Origin of the sequence: Pseudomonas putida (assembly GCF_009883635.2) — a bacterium.
Taxonomy (GTDB): domain Bacteria; phylum Pseudomonadota; class Gammaproteobacteria; order Pseudomonadales; family Pseudomonadaceae; genus Aquipseudomonas; species Aquipseudomonas putida_W.
Map to the genome: position 1 here is coordinate 5705471 of NZ_CP026115.2, position 18463 is coordinate 5723933.

The 18463-nt window shown below is 55.8% G+C and carries 21 protein-coding genes and 1 pseudogene; 11 read left to right on the forward strand and 11 right to left on the reverse strand.

The genetic code is table 11. The features are described from left to right. Positions 1 to 95: 95 nt before the first annotated feature. A complete protein-coding gene (locus tag C2H86_RS25970) occupies positions 96 to 869 on the forward strand; it encodes an IclR family transcriptional regulator (protein ID WP_159410515.1) in 774 nt (257 codons plus the stop codon). A gap of 137 nt (positions 870 to 1006) precedes the next feature. Here the strand turns inward: C2H86_RS25970 and C2H86_RS25975 are convergent, their stop codons facing one another. Continuing rightward, positions 1007 to 1909 (reverse strand): LysR family transcriptional regulator, encoded by a 903-nt coding sequence (locus C2H86_RS25975; protein ID WP_159410516.1) that lies wholly within the window; start codon positions 1907 to 1909, stop codon positions 1007 to 1009. 87 nt (positions 1910 to 1996) lie between these two features. Between C2H86_RS25975 and C2H86_RS25980 the strand changes: the two genes are divergently transcribed. Further along, the gene (locus tag C2H86_RS25980; protein ID WP_159410517.1) at positions 1997 to 2497 is read left to right on the forward strand and encodes an SRPBCC domain-containing protein; all 501 of its coding nucleotides are present in this window, start codon (positions 1997 to 1999) and stop codon (positions 2495 to 2497) included. 22 nt (positions 2498 to 2519) lie between these two features. Here C2H86_RS25980 and C2H86_RS25985 read toward each other — a convergent pair whose 3' ends face one another. Further along, positions 2520 to 3410 (reverse strand): LysR family transcriptional regulator, encoded by an 891-nt coding sequence (locus C2H86_RS25985; protein ID WP_205524571.1) that lies wholly within the window; start codon positions 3408 to 3410, stop codon positions 2520 to 2522. 90 nt (positions 3411 to 3500) lie between these two features. On the opposite strand from C2H86_RS25985, the gene C2H86_RS25990 reads away from it, so the two are divergent. The 5 genes from C2H86_RS25990 (at position 3501) to C2H86_RS26010 (ending at position 8193) form a co-directional block, all read left to right on the forward strand. Then, positions 3501 to 4001, forward strand: coding sequence for a lactoylglutathione lyase family protein (locus C2H86_RS25990; RefSeq protein ID WP_159410518.1), 501 nt, complete (start codon positions 3501 to 3503; stop codon positions 3999 to 4001). Continuing rightward, complete coding sequence (locus C2H86_RS25995) at positions 3998 to 4969, forward strand: alcohol dehydrogenase catalytic domain-containing protein (protein ID WP_159410519.1); 972 nt, start codon at positions 3998 to 4000, stop codon at positions 4967 to 4969. The genes C2H86_RS25990 and C2H86_RS25995 overlap by 4 nt, the downstream gene beginning before the upstream one ends. Positions 4970 to 4993: 24 nt before the next feature. Further along, on the forward strand, positions 4994 to 6022 hold the full coding sequence (locus C2H86_RS26000) for a YncE family protein (RefSeq protein WP_159410520.1): 1029 nt from the start codon (positions 4994 to 4996) through the stop codon (positions 6020 to 6022). Between the two features lie 408 nt (positions 6023 to 6430). Then, positions 6431 to 6799, forward strand: a complete 369-nt coding sequence (locus C2H86_RS26005; RefSeq protein WP_159410521.1) for a histone-like nucleoid-structuring protein, MvaT/MvaU family — start codon at positions 6431 to 6433, stop codon at positions 6797 to 6799. A gap of 269 nt (positions 6800 to 7068) precedes the next feature. Beyond that, positions 7069 to 8193 (forward strand): sensor histidine kinase, encoded by a 1125-nt coding sequence (locus tag C2H86_RS26010; RefSeq protein ID WP_159410522.1) that lies wholly within the window; start codon positions 7069 to 7071, stop codon positions 8191 to 8193. 6 nt (positions 8194 to 8199) lie between these two features. Here C2H86_RS26010 and C2H86_RS26015 read toward each other — a convergent pair whose 3' ends face one another. The 3 genes from C2H86_RS26015 to C2H86_RS26025 form a co-directional block, all read right to left on the reverse strand. Further along, on the reverse strand, positions 8200 to 8448 hold the full coding sequence (locus tag C2H86_RS26015; RefSeq protein ID WP_159410523.1) for a hypothetical protein: 249 nt from the start codon (positions 8446 to 8448) through the stop codon (positions 8200 to 8202). A 77-nt stretch (positions 8449 to 8525) separates the two neighbouring features. Further along, entirely contained in the window at positions 8526 to 8990 is a 465-nt protein-coding gene (locus C2H86_RS26020; protein WP_159410524.1) for a hemerythrin domain-containing protein, read from the reverse strand. Positions 8991 to 9128: 138 nt separating this feature from the next. Continuing rightward, a complete protein-coding gene (locus C2H86_RS26025; RefSeq protein ID WP_159410525.1) occupies positions 9129 to 9632 on the reverse strand; it encodes a CinA family protein in 504 nt (167 codons plus the stop codon). A gap of 195 nt (positions 9633 to 9827) precedes the next feature. Here C2H86_RS26025 and C2H86_RS28260 point away from each other — a divergent pair, with 195 nt between their 5' ends. After that, positions 9828 to 9989: a hypothetical protein gene (locus tag C2H86_RS28260; RefSeq protein ID WP_205524572.1), complete on the forward strand. Its 162-nt coding sequence runs from the start codon at positions 9828 to 9830 to the stop codon at positions 9987 to 9989. Positions 9990 to 10040: 51 nt separating this feature from the next. On the opposite strand, the gene C2H86_RS26030 is transcribed toward C2H86_RS28260, so the two are convergent. Further along, positions 10041 to 10898, reverse strand: a complete 858-nt coding sequence (locus C2H86_RS26030) for an SDR family oxidoreductase (RefSeq protein ID WP_159410526.1) — start codon at positions 10896 to 10898, stop codon at positions 10041 to 10043. Positions 10899 to 11033: 135 nt separating this feature from the next. Then, on the reverse strand, positions 11034 to 11396 hold the full coding sequence (locus C2H86_RS26035) for a response regulator (protein WP_159410527.1): 363 nt from the start codon (positions 11394 to 11396) through the stop codon (positions 11034 to 11036). Between the two features lie 175 nt (positions 11397 to 11571). Here C2H86_RS26035 and C2H86_RS26040 point away from each other — a divergent pair, with 175 nt between their 5' ends. Then, positions 11572 to 13122 (forward strand): sensor histidine kinase, encoded by a 1551-nt coding sequence (locus C2H86_RS26040; protein WP_159410528.1) that lies wholly within the window; start codon positions 11572 to 11574, stop codon positions 13120 to 13122. A 126-nt stretch (positions 13123 to 13248) separates the two neighbouring features. Here C2H86_RS26040 and C2H86_RS26045 read toward each other — a convergent pair whose 3' ends face one another. Next, positions 13249 to 13788 (reverse strand): type 1 glutamine amidotransferase domain-containing protein, encoded by a 540-nt coding sequence (locus C2H86_RS26045; protein ID WP_159413001.1) that lies wholly within the window; start codon positions 13786 to 13788, stop codon positions 13249 to 13251. A 280-nt stretch (positions 13789 to 14068) separates the two neighbouring features. Next, positions 14069 to 14392 (reverse strand): annotated as a pseudogene (locus C2H86_RS28455) (SDR family oxidoreductase); the annotation flags it as partial. A 226-nt stretch (positions 14393 to 14618) separates the two neighbouring features. Between C2H86_RS28455 and C2H86_RS26055 the strand changes: the two are divergent. After that, positions 14619 to 15056, forward strand: coding sequence for a response regulator (locus C2H86_RS26055; protein WP_159410530.1), 438 nt, complete (start codon positions 14619 to 14621; stop codon positions 15054 to 15056). 191 nt (positions 15057 to 15247) lie between these two features. Next, positions 15248 to 16588 (forward strand): cation:proton antiporter, encoded by a 1341-nt coding sequence (locus tag C2H86_RS26060; protein ID WP_159410531.1) that lies wholly within the window; start codon positions 15248 to 15250, stop codon positions 16586 to 16588. A 427-nt stretch (positions 16589 to 17015) separates the two neighbouring features. Here C2H86_RS26060 and C2H86_RS26065 read toward each other — a convergent pair whose 3' ends face one another. Then, positions 17016 to 17708 (reverse strand): DUF421 domain-containing protein, encoded by a 693-nt coding sequence (locus tag C2H86_RS26065; protein ID WP_159410532.1) that lies wholly within the window; start codon positions 17706 to 17708, stop codon positions 17016 to 17018. Positions 17709 to 17920: 212 nt separating this feature from the next. After that, positions 17921 to 18307: an NUDIX domain-containing protein gene (locus C2H86_RS26070; RefSeq protein WP_159410533.1), complete on the reverse strand. Its 387-nt coding sequence runs from the start codon at positions 18305 to 18307 to the stop codon at positions 17921 to 17923. Positions 18308 to 18463: the final 156 nt, after the last annotated feature.

The following is an 18463-nucleotide window of genomic DNA, read 5'->3' on the forward strand; positions in this document are numbered from 1 at the left end:
TCGCCTCTAGGTTGGCTGTACCGCAATGCGATAACTGTACCGTAAAGTGATTCGTACCGCAATGTGGTACAGTTACCGAAAATACGGAGGTGACTGTGGACGAACGCAATCAGCAGGCAGGAAACGATGAGAAGAGCGGTGGAATCCAGGTCATCGCTCGAGCAGCCAGGATCATGTATTTGCTCGGAAAAAAGCCCGATGGCTTGAGTCTGGGTGATATCGCGCAGGAGGTTGGGCTACCTCGTTCAACCGTTCAGCGAATTGTTGGCGCGCTTGAAGATCAGGGTATGGTGCGGAGTGAAGGAATTGGGGGAATTAGCCTCGGAGCCGGTCTGCTGAGGCTTGTTACCTACGCTCATGCTGACCGGATTACAGTGCTTGGGCCCTGGCTGCAGAGACTCAGTGAGACCATCAATGAGACCGTCGTTCTATCCAGGCCAAGTGGATTGCAATTGGTGGTTGAACACCGGATCGTAGCTGACCGTGAACTGCTGGTGATGCCTCGACTGGGTCAATTGGACAAGCCGCTTTACGGCACATCGGCGGGGCGAGCAATCCTTGCTTTAGACAGCGATGAAGAGGTTCGGGCCTTGCTCCAAACGGAAGGATTCACTCCACCGGATACGGCATCGGCTGAGAAAATTCTCAAGCAACTGGACGTGATAAGGCAGACCAAGGTCTCTTGCGACCATGGAGAGCTCATGGAAGGGATCACCACCACCGCCGTTGCGTTGGACACAGTTTTGGGGCGGTTCGCTATTTCGATGCCTGTTCCGACATTCCGCTTCGAGAAGGAGAAGGAAAATTACATCCTGAAGTTGCTTCACTGCAAGGCTGGTGTGGACAAGGAAATAGGCCTAGTCGGTTGATCAACGTTCGTACTGAACGCGGCTGATGACATACTCAGAAGAAGTCCACCGAGATGAGCCCTAAGCAATCCTTGCGATTCATGGTTTCCGTGCGCCTCCTGGGCCAGGGATGGGTATATCACTTCGTCCGATGGCTCTCAGCGCCCGCAGGTTTCCAACATGATTGATCGTATCCACCGTTGGCCGGCATCTCGATCTGTCCTCTCATGCCAAGCCATCGCTTTGGTAAAACCAGGAATGTCGACTGGTGGCGTTCTTAAGATCAGAGACTTATCAGTTGGCGTCAGTCTTTCTGGAATCACTGCAATCATGTCACTGGTACTGAGCAATTCAGGAACGATGAGGAAGCTGGAGACCGATACACTGACTCTACGTTGCCGATGGATCTGCGACAGCGCTTTATCGGTCACTCCATTGAAGGAGCCACCTGCCGGCGAAACCAGCACATGATCGAGCTCGCAGAAGCGGTCAAGCGACAGTGTGGGTATATGCGCATCAGGGTGGTCTGCCCGCATCACACAAACGTAGCGCTCATCGAATAGGTTCTGCGATGACACGCCTGGCGGGGTCATCTCTGGCGTGACCAAGGCGATGTCGACCTCGCCCTGTTCCAGTTGAGTTGGAAGGCTGGAGATATCTACCGCTTTTACTGCTACGCGGATGTTGGGGGCCTGTTTGCGAAGGGTGCTTAGAAAGGGCACAACGACCGCTCGAAGAGCGTAGTCAGTCGCGGCCACCGTGACGAGGATGGTACTTGTCGCCGGATCGAAGGCCTCAGGCTGCAGTAAGGCCTCCAGGTCGCTGATGAGTTGCTTTACCGGAGCTGAGAGCTGTTGTGCACGCAGCGTTGGCACCATACCACGCTGTGCTCTGACAAAAAGAGGGTCATCGAAGCTATCCCTGAGACGGGTAAGCATGCCGCTCACGGCGGGTTGGGTCAGTGACAAGCGCTGGGCAGCTTTGGTGACACTACGTTCGTCCAGTAGCGCGTCCAGGGCCTTGAGCAAATTGAGGTCGAAATGCCTGATATCAGATTTCATGATGCCCTGGATAATTAATGACGATTGGCGTTATTTGACCTTACCATTGATTATCCCTCCATCCCAACTTCAAGAGGGCGTTAGACCATGAATGAGATCATCTGGCCTGAAGGCTACCTACCCGGTTTTACCGACAACTTTGCTTCGAACGAAGTCATCGTTTCAGGCTTGAAAGCGGAGGACATATGGCCGCTTCTAGCTTCCCCGTCCTGCTGGCCGACGTATTACGCCAATTCTGCCAACATCCGGCTCTACGACCATGCTGGCCCGGAGCTCGCGAACGGCGTCCGCTTCTACTTCGAGACCTTTGGTTTTCCTGTGGAGGCGCAGTGCAATGAGTTTGAGCCCCCATCGGCAGACAGTCCGGGTCGAATCGCCTGGCATGGCTGGGCCGGGGAGGGTGATACCAAGTTGGACGTTCACCATGCATGGCTGATCGAAGACTTGGAAGGTGGTCGGGTGCGGATCCTCACGCAAGAGACCCAGATTGGAAAACCTGCACAGGCGCTTGCGAAGGCCAAACCGAACCCGATGATCAATGGTCATCAGGATTGGTTGGATGGTCTGATCGATGCTGCACGGGCGTGAAGTTCTAATCTCACCTTGAAACTCACATGTGGCGAGTAGTTACACCCAAGCGGTGCTGCAGCTCGTCAATGACTCGCCTGGCTCGGGACGACAGAGGCCATTCGGATCTGTAGATGAGCCAGAGCGTGTCCACCACAGGGTTCCCACACTCCACTACCTGCAAAGCGTCCTGTTTGTAGAAGGCACGCCTGGCGAATCTCGGAAGCACAGTAAAGCCAAGGCCTCGGGAAACAGGTTCCAATATCAGGCTTACCTGGTTACTGAAGCCTCGTGTCTGGATCTCGCGCACACTTGGTGCATCCGGATACCTCCGACTGAGTAAGCGTGTTGCCATCCCGACTCCATCAGGGTGATCAATGAAGCCGAGCTCTGTCAGCGTCTCATATCCAACATAGGGCGTTGCAGCTGGCAGTATCAACTCCAGTGGCTCCTCAGCAAACCTCTCCGCCTTGATCCTGTCGTTGTCCGGCTTGAAAGTCAGAATTCCCATCTCGAAACGATTGCTCAGCACTGCTTCGAGCACCTCTGTGTCGGGGGCGAATCTGTGGCGAATGGTAAGCCCGGTATGGGCTTGTTGATAGTCAAGCAGTAGCGGATAGAGCGCCAGTCCGATGCTGCCCGGCGTCACTAAGCTGATGTCGCCTACATCCTGCTCGGCGGCAGTTAGGCGAGCATCCAGGGCTCGGCCAGCTCGCTCCATTTCCCGGAAGTAATCCAGCAAGGCGCTTCCCGCCGGTGTCAGCTCTACGTGCCGATGGTGCCGTATGAGCAGGCTGCCAAACTGCTGTTCAAGGTTCCGAATGTGCTGGCTCACTGCTGCCTGAGTAAGATTCAAATGCTCAGCGGTGCGGGTGAAATTTCCGAGATCGGCAAGCACTGCGAAAGATCGGAGCCACTGTGGATTAACCATCATGAAGTCTTATCGTAACCATAATCTAGGTGTTGTTTCAATTATACGTAGGCGAGGATAGGGTAGGGCATACCCTGTTGGAGACTACTCACCATGTCCGTGTATCCACGCAATTTCTCCCACATCGGCCTGTCGGTCACCGATCTGGACGGCGCCGTCAAGTTCTACACCGAGGTACTGGGCTGGTACCTGATCATGCCTCCCACGACCATCACCGAAGATGGCAGTGCAATTGGTGTGATGTGTACGGATGTCTTTGGTGCCGGCTGGGGATCGTTCCGTATTGCTCACCTGTCGACGGGTGATCGGATCGGCGTGGAAATTTTCGAGTTCCGTAACGCTGAACGTCCAGAGAGCAACTTCGAATACTGGAAAACCGGAGTGTTCCATTTCTGCGTTCAGGATCCAGATGTGGAAGGCCTGGCCGCAAAAATCGTCGCCGCAGGTGGCAAGCAGCGCATGCCGGTACGTGAGTATTTCCCGGGCGAGAAGCCGTATCGCATGGTCTACATGGAAGACCCGTTCGGCAACATCCTGGAAATCTACAGCCACAGCTACGAGTTGACCTACTCGGCGGGGGCTTATCAATCATGACATTACCCACTACCCACAGGGTTTTTGAATGGCGAGGAAGCGCCAACCCGGCTGACCTGGCGTTGGTCGAGCGTCCTCTTCCCGAGGTCGAACCCGGTGACGTGTTGATTCGCAATGCCGTGATCGGCCTTAACCCCGTGGACTGGAAAGTTCTGGGCGGCAGCTTGGTCGATTGGCAGCCGGGGCATGTGCCGGGAGTCGATGGCGCAGGGACGGTGGTCGCGGTGGGTGAAGGTGTTGCGGATGGATGGGTAGGACAGCGCGTTAGTTATCATCAGCATTTGGCCAGGCACGGCAGCTATGCCGAGTACGTCGCCGTCAAGGCGAGAGCGTTGCTTCGCGTACCAGCAGGCGTTCGCTGGGAGCAGGCCGCGAGCATGCCCTGTCCTGCGCTGACTGCGTGGCTGGCTTTGGAGAAACTTCCGCAGGCGTGTAAGACGCTATTGGTGAGCGGGGCGGGCGGGTCGGTAGCCAATCACTTGATCCAGTTAGCCGTGCGCCGAGGTCTGGCTGTCACCAGCCTGAGCAGCCTTCGGCATGCCCGAAGGTTGAGCGAGCTGGGTGTAAATGAATGCCAGCCAGGGCCGCTCACCGAGCCTTGGGAGCAAGGGCCGCGTTTTGACGCCGTGATTGATACGGTCAATGACCAGCATGCCGGCTGGCTTGTTCCGGCGCTTCGTGCGAATGGCCACCTGGTGTGCGTTCAGGATCGTCTTGCGGCCTCTCCAATTCCACCCTTCACCCGCACGCTATCGATTCATGAAGTGGCTTTGGGCGCATCACATGCTTACGGTGATGACCGCACCTGGCAAGAGCTGGTGGATGCGGGTGAGGAGATTTTGTCGGCAATGGCGCGCAACCAATGGCAAGTCGATGAAGTGACTGTTGCTGCCTTCGAGGAGTTGCCGGTTCACCTTGAGCGACTGCAGAACCGCACTTTCCACGGCAAGGGTCTGGTCACCGTTTGAGTCGAGGTTTCAGGAGGAATGTTGATGCGTGTTTCCCATGTTCTGCTTGCAGCTCTCGTCGCCACGCTTCCCTTGGCCGGCATTGCCACCCCTGAGCATCCTGCTCGAACGTTGTTGGCCATTTCGAAAGTTGATCACACGCTCTGCGTGATCGACCCCGATACCCTCAAGGTCATTGCGCGTCTTCCCGTTGGCCCGGATCCGCACGAAGTCGTAGCTTCGGCTGACGGTACCCGGGCCTATGTATCGAACACCGGATACGGTCTGTTCCACGAAATCAATGTGCTCGACCTCGAGCACCTCAAGGCGCTGCCGTCGATTGATACAGCCCCTTTGCTCGGCCCTCATGGCCTTGCTTATGTCCAGGACAAGCTGTGGTTCACCGCACAAGGTTCACAATCAGTCGCTCGCTATGACCCTGAGGCTGGCAAGGTCGATTGGGTGATGGGTACCGGACAAAACACCACTCACATGTTGTATGTGCGGCCTGACGCGAAGGCGCTGTACACCACCAACGTTGATTCGGGAACGGTGAGTTTGCTGCGTGAGGTCATGGTGGAGCCCACAGTGCCTCCGACCGGTGTATTGCCGGCAGGGGCAAAGCCGCATTTGGATTGGCGGCAAACACCCGTGAAGGTGGGGCAGGGCGCTGAAGGATTGGATGTGAGCGCCGACGGCCGTCAGCTATGGACGGCCACTCCCAAGGGCGTACTGTCGATAGTGGATCTGGACACTGCCAAGGTTCACCAGCAGGATCTTCATATGACCGGCGCCCACCGTCTGGGCATTAGCCCAGACGGGAAGTACGTCATTGTTGCGAGTGTTGGTACTGGGGAGCTGTTGGTGCTTGATGCCAAGACCCGGCAGGAGGTGAAACGATTGAAGGCCGGACGCGGTGCTGCGCTGCTGATGGATCCGGTCGACAATCGAGCTTTCATTTCCTGCACGCCGGACAACAAGATCGTGATTTTCGACTTCAAGACCTTGGAGGTCGCAAGCGAGCTTGATGTTGGTGGTCGACCAGACGGGATGGCTTGGGCCGTTCGCGACTGAGTTTCTCTCGCACTTCTTGTCGGGACTGGCACACCCAAGTAGTCCGATGCTAGGAGAGGTTTCTGCTTGGCCAGCCGGGAGCGGCCACAGGCAAAAGAAAGCCCGCTGCTAGGCGGGCAAGGTCTATCACACGTAGGGATAGCTAGAGACTGACCTTCCGGGCGTGAAAATTAAGTGAAAGCCTAGTCAAGGATGTATGAAGGTTGTCTGTGCTGGGCTTTCTGTCGCTTCAAGCGCTGTGACGATCAAGCGCGAACTTCGCGCCGGCAGAAACTTTAGATGCCGGATCTCCGGCCCCTACTTAGAAATTGAACAATGATGACAGTTAATACTCAAAATTTTAGTAGGACAAGCTGAAAGTAGTTTACAGTAAACCGATAATTTCATTTGGTATTTGAGGAAGCATCTATGTCCCGTCTCGCAGAATTCCGTAAGCTTGAGCAAACATTGGCTGCACAACTGGCCGAACTGGAAGCTATGAAAGGCTCCTCCGAGCTGCAGGCGGAAATTGAATTTGAGACCAAATTACGCGATCTGCTGAATAAATACGGTTACAGCCTGCGTGACATCATCAACATCCTGGATCCTCAAGCGAACCGTCGTGCCGCCGCCCCAGCAGCAGCTGAAAAGGCTCCGCGTCGTGCGCGTCAGGTCAAGCAGTACAAGAACCCGCACAACGGCGAAGTCATCGAGACCAAGGGTGGCAATCACAAGCTGCTCAAGGAATGGAAAGCCGAGTACGGCTCCGATGTGGTGGAAGGTTGGCTTGTCCAGTAACACGCTCCACTGATGATTTGCTAAAGCCCCTGATGGGGGCTTTTTCTATGGCGATGCTGGCAGGTGTTAGCAGGTGCGGTTGCTGTCCCACTTTATGGTGCATTACTGGACACGACTGCAGCAGAGAACGAGTGACCTGCTGACGCTATGTCAAGGGCTTTTGCTCCTAGCGAGCTCACCATAAAGGGACTATCAACCATTGTTTGGACGCTCTACCTGGCGCTCTGCTGGTCTATGCTAGGTGTCCGTACTTCGATGGCGATGCACCCATGAGATTGGCAGAATTCATTCTTCAAAACATGGAACCGATCCTCCAGGCATGGGAGGATTTTGCGCGCACAGTAGATACGCCTTTGCCCAACCTCGACGATGCGGGTCTGCGAAATCACGCCGAGACTATCCTGCGTACCGTGGCTCTGGATATGGCGTCACCCCAGACTGCCATCCAGCAGTTCGATAAGTCTCGTGGCATGCAGCCCGCTAGCCCTGTCGAAACTGCCGCCCAAGTCCATGCCGTAAGCCGGCTTGATGCTGGTTTCACGCTCGATCAGGTTGTTGCTGAGTATCGTGCATTGCGCGCAAGCGTGCTGCGCCGGTGGCTGCCGCCTCAGATGGCCGTAGAGCCCCGCGATATCGAAGATATGATTCGTTTCAACGAGGTCATTGATCAAGCTCTCGGCGAGTCCATCATCTCATACGGTATCGCGGTGGAGACAACCCGGAAATTGGTTCTTGGTGTGCTTGGGCATGATCTACGAACCCCGATGACTGCGGCCCTTCTGGGCGCCGAGATGTTGAGCCGTAAAGGTCAACTGTCCCAGCGCGACCGAAAAATTGCAGACCAGATTGCGGCCAGTGTTACGCGATCCAAGCAAATCGTGACTGATCTGTTGGATCTCGCCAAAGCGAACCTGGGTTCTGGCATCCCCATCCAGAAAGAGGCGGTTGACCTCTCACAGGTGTGCCATACGCTGGTGGAGGAGCTTCGCGTTTCTCGGCCAGAGATCACAGTTGTTTTGCAGGGTGGCCGCCAAGCACTTGGCCAGTTTGACGCTGTCCGGATGGGGCAGGTGTTTTCCAACCTGATCGCCAATGCCTTTCATCACGGCGATCATGCCAGGCCCATCACTGTGACGTTGACTCAGGGCCCTAAGGCGGTTGAGTTCAGCGTACATAACTGGGGCAAGCCCATTCCGCCGGATATAGTTCCCTACCTATTCAACCCCCAGGCCAGGTACTCCAGACTGTCCTCGGAGCATCACGAGGCCTCAGACGGGCTGGGTCTTGGCCTGTTCATCGTGGGCGAGATCGTGGCAAGGCATGGAGGGTCTATCGACGTCGAGTCCAACTCGTCTTCTGGCACTACGTTCCGCCTATCCCTACCAATCGTGTGAGCGCGGTCACGCCGTAACTTCTAATTGAGTATTTTTTCGCCACCCTCGCAGATTCATGGCGCAGAGGCAGAACTGCAGGATGATCAATGCCCACGCTTCTGCCTGCCAACCCCAAACCGCCCAAAGCACATTACTTGCAATGAAGCAGCTGAAACCTATCTTGCGCCGTCCAGGACGGCGGGAGCCGATACACCACGCGGCCAGCACGGTCATCAGCATGGCCGGCCAATCGAGTAATCCTAGCCAATACCCCATATAACTCTCCCCGTTGTATGTCTGAACCTTGAGGCCAGGCTGCCAGCGAGTAACCGCTGGCAGCTATCCAGGCTTCTTCAGGCGGCGCGCTGCTCTCCCTTCAGCATCTTCTTCTGCATTTCCATGGTGTGTCCGAGTTCGTCCAGGATGTCCTTGCTAAGTAGCTTCTTGGCCGTGGGGAAGAGTTCACCTTCTTCTTCCTCGATGTGGTGCTCCAGCAGCTCTTTCATGACTTTGACCCGCCCGGCGAATTCGACGGTGCCAGTTTCGGTGTGGAGGAGGTCGGGGAGAACGAGGGAGTCGACAGTTCTGTGCTCCTCCTTGGCCTCGTAATACATTTTCGCCTCCTCCTTGCCACCGGCTTGCTTGATCGCCGGATAGAGAATTTCCTCCTCAAGCCTCGTGTGGATCTCTAGCTCCTGCTCGATCTTGTGCAGTAATTCAGCCCGCTTCTTCACCGCCCGCTCAGTGGTGGTCGACAGTTCTTCGAGCAGCTTCTTCACCAGCTTGTGGTCTTGAATCAGTAGGTCGATGGCGTTCATGGCGTACCTCATCATGGACAGATGAAAGAACTTGCCTGTGGTTGAGTCATGGCCACGCCACGCGGTTCAATGGCGACGATGTTTGGCAGCAGAGCATCTTTGGCAACAAGACCGGGGCATCCGACCTACGAAAGGCCCTTAGGCACGCTCGCCTCGATGCCAGCGCTGGTGATAGTGGGAAATTCGGGTAAGTCCGAAAAGTGCGCCTTGCCGCATGACCTCTGAGCGCTCGCCGAAGAAGCGTTGGGTGCGGGTGAAAACGGCTACCGGTTCCCCGGCAAACGCCCAGGCAAAGCACATAGTGCCTGGCGGTATGCTTGATTCCGGTGACGGCCCTGCTACGCCGGTGGTGGCGATGACCACAGTAGCGTCGCTGTCCCTCAAGGCGCCCAACGCCATTTCCCAAGCTACTGCCTCGCTCGTCAGGCCGTAGCGTTCGATAGTCTCAGCACTGACGCCCAACAAGCGTTTTTTGGCGCCGGGGGAGTAGACGACGTAGCCGCTTTCCAGCACTTCCCCGGTGCCGGGTACAGCTGCCAACATCGCCACCATGCAGCCTGCCGTGCATGACTCTGCGGTGGTCAAGATCAACTCGTTGTCTTTGAGGTAGCCGAGCGCGGCCAGCACGGGGTCGGTTGCCATTTGAAGATCGACTCGCTTGTTGTTTTGCGGTGGACGCAAGTCAGCGAGCGTTGGTTCCTCCCAGCTACTACCCGCCCATCCCGTTTTGCAAACCTAGCCTGAACTTTGCCTGGCGCTTCGGCTTCCCTTCTTTGAAGGGGCGGGCATCGTGAGTTCCGCGATGCCGCCACTGAGAGAAAGGAGTAGGAGGGCAGCATGAACAAAGAAGCGCACTCACAAAAGCCGAATTCACAATCAAGGTCAAAAGGTGAGGAAGAGCGGGACAATGATGCTCATCGTCCCGACGGCTCGACCGGTACCTCTCATGATTCCACGGCACAGAAAACTGCGCGTGACCATGGCCATCACAAACGTTGAAGTAGAAGTGTTCGGGTAGGAGGCTCACCAGATTGGTGAGCCTCAGCTACTTCACAGGATCGGTTTACCACCTGTGACTGCATAGCGTGACCCACTGATATAGCTGGCCTCGTCTGACCCCAACAGCACATAGATCGGTGCGACCTCGACGGGCTGTCCCGGACGACCCATGGGATAGCCCGACCCAAAGTTCTTCACGGCCTCATCGGGCATGGTCGCCGGGATCAGGGGCGTCCATATAGGGCCAGGGGCTACGCTGTTGACCCGGATCCCGTCCTTGGCAAGCAACTGCGCCAGGCCAGCTGTGAAATTGGCAATGGCGCCTTTGGTGGTTGCATAGGCCAAGAGGCTGGGCGATGGATCGTCGGAGTTGACCGAGCTGGTGTTGATGATTGAACTGCCTTTCGGCATGGAGGGTAGTGCGCGCTGGCAAATGCGGAAGATGGCGGTGATGTTTACATCGAAGGTCATCACCCACTCTTCATCATCAATCTCATCCAGGGTCTCATGGGCCATTTGAAACGCAGCGTTGTTGACTAGGATGTCGATGCGACCAAACGTTTCGACGGTTTTGTCCACGAGGTCATAGCAGTGCTGCTTCTCGGCGAGATCGCCGGGTAGAAGCAGGCATTGTCGTCCAGCTGCCTCGACCCAGCGTGCGGTTTCCTGGGCGTCTTCATGCTCATCCAGAAAGGCCATGGCAACGTGAGCACCTTCGCGGGCATAGGCGATAGCAACCGCGCGCCCGATACCGCTGTCAGCACCGGTGATGAGCGCAATTTTTCCTTCCAGTCGACTGTGGCCGGTATACGATTGCTCACCGCAGTCTGGATAGGGCTCCATTTTGCTCTGTGAACCCGGTATGGATTGGGGCTGGGATGGGAAGGGAGGTGTAGGGTAGTCCCGCATGGTAAAAGCTCCTGCAGTAGAGAAGGCTCATACCTGTTCAGAAAGATCCGACAGCTTGGTGTTGGGCTGAATGCCCTCTCAGGGCGACGGGCGGTTAACGCGTGCTGGAATAATCAGTTCGTTTGACGCAGCACTCTATGAGTGCAGGTATTTCCCGATTGTCGTCATCAGATCTGTAAGCGTCCAAGGCTTAGCCATGAAGCCGGCGTTGGCGGGTAGGGTGTCAATGGCGATCACCGCGTCTCCAGACGTCAGTACCACAGGTAGATGTGGCCATCGCCTCCAGATCTCCCTGGCCAAGTCGAGGCCGTCCAGCGCTCCAGGCATGTGAATATCCGTGAACACCAGTGAAGCCTTGAACCCCTTGTTCAGTAGATAAAATGCCTCATCAGCGTTTGCACACGAGGTGACGACGACATCGGGAAGCGAGGCGAGGCCATCCGCCGTGAGCTCCCGCAGTGTGCTGTCATCTTCGACTACCAAAATGTTGCTGTGCATGCGCTTTAAACCCTCTGCCTGTTCTCCTTAGGGCTTAGACAAGTTTCGTCGTTGCGCCGGGGCGATGAGCGGTGATAAACCATATGAAAAATTGGTTATCCGCTGATGCATCTTTATCTGTGGGTGCGCTAATTTGAACACCACCTCTCTGGTTATCGAATCGCGGGATCACCCCATGCAACAGCTACCCCCTGACGAAACAATTCGTGCTGCATTGCAGAAGTCCCATGCCCGGCTTCATCGGCAGCATGAGATTGTCGTCGAATACGGGGTGACGTCTCTCAAGTCGACTGACCTTGATGCGCTGCTCACCCAAGCCTGTGCTGCTGTGGCCAAGGGGATGCAAACACGTTTTGCCAAGGTGCTGATGCCGATCCCCGAGAGCGATGAGTTTCTTCTGTCCCATGGCGTCGGTTGGGATAAGTCGGATATAGGTCGGGCCAGGGTGGGAGGTGATGTGGCCAGTCCTGCCGGCTACGCGATTGCCACCTACAGACCGGTCTTGTCTAACCATCTGGGCCAGGAATTCCGTTTTCGCACACCTGAGCTGCTCAAGAAATACGGTATCGAGCGTGCGATCAATGTCCCGATCAGAGGCATTCTGGGGCCTTTTGGGGTCTTGGAGGCGGACAGCGGTGATGGCGATGACTTCATCGAGAGCGATCTGGTATTCCTTGAGGGCATCTCCAACGTTATTTCCATGGCAGTGGAGCGCTTGAGTGAATCGACCAACACGCCCCCTCCCAATCCGTATTCGGAAAGCATGCTCAACGCGAGCCCGGACTGCGTCAAGATCCTTACCGCGAATGGCGAGATCGAGTTCATGAATGATGCCGGCATGTGCCTGATGCACATCGGTGATCTCGCACAGGTGCGCGGCTTGTCTTGGTCGCAGCTATGGCCGGATGAATCCAGGGCACTTGTTCAAAATGCTGTGGGTAAAGTCGCAAACGGGGAGTCTGCACGTTTCGAGGCCTATTGCCCTACGGCCAAGGCCGAGCCGAAATGGTGGGATGTCACCTTGGCCCCCATCCTGGGCCTGGATGGCAGCGTGGACAAGCTGATCGCGGTTTCCCGAGACATCACTGAGCGTCATCGGCACGAAGCTGAGTTGTTATCGCTGATCGAGGCTCAAAACAGTCGCCAGACCACCACTGATCTGCACATGGAAGAAATCCATCATAGGGTCAAAAACAGCCTGCACCTGGTCAATACCTTGCTCCTCCTGCAGGCCAACCTCACGCCGGACGAGGCAGTCAGGCTGCAGTTGCAGACAGCCGCTGAGCGAGTAGTCACCATCGCCAGTGTCCATGAGCGGCTGTATCAAACTGCGGGCACCCAAGATGTACGTGCCTTGGATTACCTGGCGGCCTTGCTCAGTGACTTAGGCAAGGCGTTGGCTGATCGGAAAATCATCCTTGATGCTGACAGCTTCATCCTGCCGCCAGAGAGGATGGCGCCGCTTGGCCTGGTCATTTCTGAACTGATTACCAACGCCCTGAAGTATGGAAAGGGGACAATCACCGTCAGCGTGAAGGGGGCTCAGGATCACGCCCTGATAACGGTGACGGATGAGGGCGATGGCTTTCCTGAGTCCTACCCGAAGCCCAGCGGTACAGGTTTGGGGATGCGCCTGATCAAGAGCTATTCGGGGTATGGCGGTAGTGCAATCACCGTAGATCGCCATGAGAAAAACAGCACTATCCACGTGCGGTTCAAGCTGTAAGCAGGTATCAGCCCTCTCTAAAGCGTGCTTTCACTGAGCTTCGCTACGGTGATGCTCTATCCGCCTTGAGTGAAAGTATTTCGGCGGTACGACGTTGAGGCATGCCTGGGAGTCAATACGTCGTTATCAGCCAGCCAAGGCTTTGATCAACTGCTCGTTAAAGGCCGGTATATCGTCAGGCTTGCGACTGGTGATCAGATTGCCATCCACGACCACCTCCTCATCGACCCAGTTACCCCCGGCATTACGAATATCGTCCTGCAAGGTTTTGTAGCTGGTCATCTGCTTGCCCTGGGCAATGCCTGTCGATACCAGCAGCCAGGCACCGTGGCAGATCACGGCCAGCGGCCTGTTAGCTGAATGGTGGCTTTTGACCAGTTTCTGAGCGCCGGGTATCAGTCGAATGGTGTCGGAGTTTTGGACGCCGCCAGGCAGCACGATAGCGTCGTAAAGATCGAACTGGGCATTGTCGAACGTCGCATCCACTGCAAATTCGTCGGCGGGCTTGTCGTGATTCCAGCCACGCACCTTGCCCTCCTTGTCAGCCAAGATGTCGACCACCGCGCCAATCTCCAGCAACGCGTCACGAGGCCCGGTCAGTTCGACTTGCTCAAAACCATCGGTGACTAGAAAAGCTACGCGCTTGCCGCTTAAATTTGCACTCATCATCGAGTCTCCATTTTTGATAGACCTAAGAAGGGGCTCTTGGCCAGGCGCAAAGTTCAAGGACGCTGCTTCAGCGGCGCCTGCGTTTTGCATGGGTGATGATCAATCCGGCGAGGAAACCGACGACTGCCGCACTCAACAGCAACGGTATCTTGTCTTTACGGGTTAAACGGATGCCTTCCAAGTTTGGCTGCCCGCTCTGTGGTGCGAGCAGATGTTCGGACGACCTCGCCTGTTCGGACGACATCACTGCGGCAGGAGCGTGGTTCAACGCTACATCCGGCTCCGTTTGAACAACCGCCTCAACCTTTTCGGTCGTGGCGCTGACATCCAGTCTGCTCAACCTCAACGCTGTGCCATCCACCAAGGTCAGGGTCAGGTCTTCAATATCACCTGCCGCGCGATCAGGAAAAATAGGATCGCCCGCAGCATCCAAGTTGTCGTAAATGAATCGAGTGCCCTCCAACCAGCCGACGGCGGTGAGTAGCTCGGGGCCCAGGTAGTATTTTCCATCGAGAAAGAAGCCAGGAAACTGGTGCGCGCGTTCGACGTTCTCCACCGAGTATCGCTCACCCGCCTTCATGCCTGTTGTGGGATCAATCATGACCACGACCTCCTTATGCTCGTAAAGTCATGGAGGCCGGTAGGAAATGACCCGTTCCGAAGAGACGACCAGTGGGCCCATGTCCCCTCATGATTGGGAAATTGCGAGAAATTCACGTGGCTGGACACATTGAAAGCCCCTGAAAGAGGACTGGCCTTATGCCGCCATCGACGTGCGGCCTTTTGAGTGAAACACTCAAACCTTCCACTCGGGACTGGAGAGGCGGATGAAACTCGCTGTCGAGGGTTTATCTCTGTTAGGGAAGACAGTCGTTGTCGTCGAAGATGATGAAACGCTTCGAAGCCTGCTGGTGGACATCCTGATTGAACTGGGTGCCGAGTGCGACTCGTTCAGTAATTCTGAAGACGCTCTGATCCATTTGATGGCCCTCAAAGGTGAATGCTCACTGGTCGTTGTCGATCACGGTGTTCCTGGGAACATTAAAGGCATGGAGTTCATCTCTATGGCCCATGAACGTTGGCCTGGGCTACCCGCCATCCTGACGTCGGGGTATCAGCTCGATGCTTCTGAAGTCACCCCGCCCGTTTCTTTCCTGTTCAAGCCATGGTCGATTGACGAGCTGGCTGACGCCATTGGTCAGGCTTTCCTCGGTGCAACGGTTCCGTCAGCTACCGTAGTGTCCCTCGACCAAAAACTCTTCTAGCGCTGCAGAATTGCTATGACTTCACGACGTGACCTCCGTCGCCGTCTATGCATACTAAACACGCCAGATCCGGCGAAATATTTTTGTACGCCTGGAAATAATGACTGGCCCTTACGGTGAGTGCAGTGGAACGACGGCTGACGTAGGAACGTCGAACGGTAGTCGACAACCTCATTCAGGCTCACGCGCTGATGACTTTCATTGTCTGGTTGGCCATGTTGGGCGTGGTGTTGCTGCTGCTCGCGCTCTCATCGTCCTATTTTCGCTGGATGCCTGTGACCTCCTCCGTAGTGTGCCTTGCTTTGGGCATTGGCCTGGGGGCATCCGGGCTGGGCTTTCTACATCTCGACGTTGCAACATCGAGTAGCTGGATGGAACACCTGACCGAGGTCGCCGTCCTGTTTTCGCTGTTCTTCAGTGGCTTGAAATTGCGCCTCCCACTGCACAACCCCAGATGGTGGAGCGCTTTCTACCTGGCTGGCCCAGTGATGCTGATCTGCATCGGAGGGATCACGCTGGTACTGCATTATGGGTTGCACTTTGGGTGGGGCGTTTCGCTACTGATCGGGGCAATCCTAGCCCCCACAGATCCAGTCCTTGCGACACTTGTGCAGGTGGTTGACGCACAGGACGAAGATCCTGTCCGTTTTAGCTTATCGGGTGAGGCAGGGCTCAACGACGGAATGGCCTTTCCCTTCGTCATCCTCGGCTTGCTCTGGCAGCAGAATCATGGCCAGGATTGGTTCAGTGATTGGTTACTTCAGGACATGCTCTGGGCCGTGAGCGCCGGTCTGCTACTTGGCTACTGGATGGGACGCGGCCTGGGTAAACTCACGCTATTTCTGCGGCTACGCAATGATGACAGTACCGTCTCACCCAACGACTACTTAGCCCTTGCCTTGATCGCGTTGACGTATGTTATTGCCGAGTCCATTCAGGCGTATGGCTTCCTTGCAGTGTTTGCCGCTGGCCTGGGTTTGCGTCAGGCCGAAGTGCAGACATCGAGCAGTCCGAGTGATCCGGCAGCTGAGCATCTGGTGCAGCCTGTAGTGGGCCACCAGCACTTAGCGCCGGAGATGGCCGTCAAAGGTGACGTCGAAGGCATGGAGGATTCTCAGGTGGCGGCGGGGATCATGCTTGGAGACATGCTGGCATTTGGCAGCTTGATTGAGCGGGCAATGGAAGTGTTTCTCGTGACCATGCTCGGTGTGGTGCTGATAGAGCACTGGGACGGACGGGCACTGCTGGTCGCCGGCGTGCTGATCTTGATCATCCGGCCTTTGAGCATTCTCATGTTTCCCGTTCGAGGGCTGCTGAATGTCCGGCAGCGAGGGCTCCTAGGATGGTTTGGTATCCGAGGAATCGGCAGTTTTTACTACCTCTTTTACGCCCTCAACCATGGGCTGCTTCCTGCTTCGGCGACAGTGATCACCAATATCGTCTTGTCGGTGGTGGCGTTGAGCATTGTGCTGCATGGATTGAGCGTTCAGCCGCTGCTCGCCCACTACGAAGCATGGAAGGCGCGCTCCTAGTAATCACTAGGCTGCACATGAATCATCGAAGTTCAGCAGGGCACTGTTGGCTTGCCGTACCAGGTAGACCCATTCCCTACGGCTGATGATTCCAGAATGCTCCAGATCTTCAGCACTACGACACGCTCGCTCATATTCATCCTCACCGAGGGCGCCCGACCTCAAAAAACGATTGCGCCAGGCCTGTATTGCAGCAGTGCCGATGTTGCAGCATTCCACGTATAACTACTCCAGAAATTCGATAGGTGAAGGGCAGGCGAGGTGCGAAAGCGGCGGGAGGTTACAGCATTCAAAGCGTAAGGAAATTGGAAAGCGACAGTCGGCCTTGGCCATCAATATGACACCAAGTACGGTCACTCCTGTCACTCTCTGGGTCATCTGAGATGTGCTCGAAGAGGCCACCGATTGGAGCATTCGAATGTTTCTGTCAGCGGTTGCGCAGAGTTTCAAGCGCTGGACTCCAGACCTTATGATGGCAGCGGTTGCACGGCTGTGGATGCTGAGCTTCAAGGTAGGTGGGAAAGCCGCAGTCTACGCAGCAGTAAATGCCTGCGCTGGGAGGGGATGAGTATTCCAGCCGATGCTCTTCGGGAAGAACTGATAGTCCCGGGCGAGTATCTTCAGGTGCATAGAAATAGACGCTCAGATCGCCATCAGTTTCTAGAAGCCCCAGGCGCACCTGGCCTAAATGCTCTACACCGTGTTGCCGTAACTCCATGTACAGTTCATTGGACGAGATGTTCAGGTTTCGCAGCGAATGGATCTCGTACACCCCATCTTTAACCACCGTTATCGGCAGGCCATCGATCCAGGCTTCACAGGTTTTGCTCCGCCTCATGAGGTAGATAGTGCCGCGATAGAGCAACAGGAGTGTGAGGAAAACGAGCGCCACTGGCAGAAGCGGCACGTCTTCGTAAAAGGTCACGTCTCCTGCTGCTGAACCCAACGTCAGGATCACAACCAGCTCGAATCGGGAAAGCTGCTTGATTCCGCGACGGCCACTGAATTTTAGAAAGAAGAACACGGCGAGGAAGGCTGCCAGAACACGGAGGGCGACTTCCAGGAGAAATGCCAATGGAAACTCGTCTATCAGCATCCGTTGCAGATCAAAGGCAACCATCCGTACCACCCATTTCTTAGCAATGGCTTATGAAAAATTGACCATCCCCGCCCATTCCTAGTTCATCAACTGACCATTTGGCTTCGTCTTTGGCGGGGCGATGTAGGCGTATCTCATCATGTGGCAGATGGGAGGGCGGATGACCGTGACCTACGGGGTAGAGCAGATCGACGATGCAGAGCTAAAGATTTTGAAAATTGCCGTGGCCTAAATCAATGTGATGAAGGTGCCAGAAATCCTTCGCGCTTGAGCAGCTCAATAGTAATTGGCTTCACTGGTGCCAGCTTTAGCTCCTGAATGTTGAACCAGTGGCACTCCACAATCTCGTGGGAAGGAGAGGGCGTTTTCGATGCAGTCACGGTCATCCGATAAAGCCAGTGCTCCTCGCTAACGAGTACGTGATGCCCCAAGAACTGGGCGGCAACCAATTCCAGGGTGGTTTCTTCCCGCAATTCACGCCTGGCCGCTTCGACTTGGGTTTCCCCATGATCCATTTTTCCGCCTGGCAGAGACCATTCGGGCGCAGCTTTACGCACGAGCAGAATTTTACCCGCTTGCAGGCAAATTATCGTGGCATGCAGCTCTCTGAATTCCGTCATTTGAGTCCTCCCATATGAAAGGAAGGCCGCGCCCAAAGGACTAAGTTCACCCGAGCTTCTGAAGGGAGTGAATCGCCCCTGCTTTCCTAGATGACCAGCGGGCGGTCAGTTCGTGGGTGGTTTGATGGTTGCTTCAACGCCCGGTCTGCCGCTGGG

Bases quoted from the DNA above. Each gene is read 5' to 3' on its own strand.
- C2H86_RS25975 (WP_159410516.1), bottom strand. From the start codon at position 1,909: ATGAAATCTGATATCAGGCATTTCGACCTCAATTTGCTCAAGGCCCTG.
- C2H86_RS26040 (WP_159410528.1), top strand. From the start codon at position 11,572: ATGCAACAGCTACCCCCTGACGAAACAATTCGTGCTGCATTGCAGAAG.
- C2H86_RS25990 (WP_159410518.1), top strand. From the start codon at position 3,501: ATGTCCGTGTATCCACGCAATTTCTCCCACATCGGCCTGTCGGTCACC.
- C2H86_RS26015 (WP_159410523.1), bottom strand. From the start codon at position 8,448: ATGGGGTATTGGCTAGGATTACTCGATTGGCCGGCCATGCTGATGACC.
- C2H86_RS26045 (WP_159413001.1), bottom strand. From the start codon at position 13,788: ATGAGTGCAAATTTAAGCGGCAAGCGCGTAGCTTTTCTAGTCACCGAT.
- C2H86_RS26000 (WP_159410520.1), top strand. From the start codon at position 4,994: ATGCGTGTTTCCCATGTTCTGCTTGCAGCTCTCGTCGCCACGCTTCCC.
- C2H86_RS25980 (WP_159410517.1), top strand. From the start codon at position 1,997: ATGAATGAGATCATCTGGCCTGAAGGCTACCTACCCGGTTTTACCGAC.
- C2H86_RS26005 (WP_159410521.1), top strand. From the start codon at position 6,431: ATGTCCCGTCTCGCAGAATTCCGTAAGCTTGAGCAAACATTGGCTGCA.
- C2H86_RS26020 (WP_159410524.1), bottom strand. From the start codon at position 8,990: ATGAACGCCATCGACCTACTGATTCAAGACCACAAGCTGGTGAAGAAG.
- C2H86_RS26030 (WP_159410526.1), bottom strand. From the start codon at position 10,898: ATGCGGGACTACCCTACACCTCCCTTCCCATCCCAGCCCCAATCCATA.
- C2H86_RS26070 (WP_159410533.1), bottom strand. From the start codon at position 18,307: ATGACGGAATTCAGAGAGCTGCATGCCACGATAATTTGCCTGCAAGCG.
- C2H86_RS26010 (WP_159410522.1), top strand. From the start codon at position 7,069: ATGAGATTGGCAGAATTCATTCTTCAAAACATGGAACCGATCCTCCAG.
- C2H86_RS26035 (WP_159410527.1), bottom strand. From the start codon at position 11,396: ATGCACAGCAACATTTTGGTAGTCGAAGATGACAGCACACTGCGGGAG.
- C2H86_RS25985 (WP_205524571.1), bottom strand. From the start codon at position 3,410: ATGATGGTTAATCCACAGTGGCTCCGATCTTTCGCAGTGCTTGCCGAT.
- C2H86_RS25995 (WP_159410519.1), top strand. From the start codon at position 3,998: ATGACATTACCCACTACCCACAGGGTTTTTGAATGGCGAGGAAGCGCC.
- C2H86_RS26055 (WP_159410530.1), top strand. From the start codon at position 14,619: ATGAAACTCGCTGTCGAGGGTTTATCTCTGTTAGGGAAGACAGTCGTT.
- C2H86_RS28260 (WP_205524572.1), top strand. From the start codon at position 9,828: ATGAACAAAGAAGCGCACTCACAAAAGCCGAATTCACAATCAAGGTCA.
- C2H86_RS26060 (WP_159410531.1), top strand. From the start codon at position 15,248: ATGACTTTCATTGTCTGGTTGGCCATGTTGGGCGTGGTGTTGCTGCTG.
- C2H86_RS26065 (WP_159410532.1), bottom strand. From the start codon at position 17,708: ATGGTTGCCTTTGATCTGCAACGGATGCTGATAGACGAGTTTCCATTG.
- C2H86_RS26025 (WP_159410525.1), bottom strand. From the start codon at position 9,632: ATGGCAACCGACCCCGTGCTGGCCGCGCTCGGCTACCTCAAAGACAAC.